This is a genomic window from Rhodoplanes roseus, assembly GCF_003258865.1.
Classification (GTDB): domain Bacteria; phylum Pseudomonadota; class Alphaproteobacteria; order Rhizobiales; family Xanthobacteraceae; genus Rhodoplanes; species Rhodoplanes roseus.
The window spans coordinates 1-253 of record NZ_NPEX01000908.1; the positions used below are offsets into that span (position 1 = coordinate 1).

Annotated in this window: 1 protein-coding gene; it reads left to right on the forward strand. The window is 61.3% G+C overall.

Features of this window, described 5'->3' with window-relative positions; all coding sequences use genetic code 11:
- A partial coding sequence (locus CH341_RS32960) for an ATP-dependent Clp protease proteolytic subunit (RefSeq protein WP_210208746.1) occupies positions 1-253 on the forward strand: 253 nt, incomplete at both ends.

Sequence of the window (253 nt, forward strand, 5' to 3'; positions counted from 1 at the left end):
TCGAGCGCTTCCTCCAGGACAATGATTTCTCCGCCGGGACAGAAGTCTTGCTTCACTCGCCGGGCGGCTCAGTTGCCGACGCCATGTCGATGGCTCGCCAGATCCGCGAGCATGAGTTCAACACCCGGATTGCAGCCGAGGGGTATTGCGCCTCCTCCTGCCCCCTCGTTTTCGCATCAGGCGTCGAACGCCATGCCGGCAAGAAGGCCTGGATCGGCGTTCATCAGATCTATGCGATGAAGGGCGCAGATGC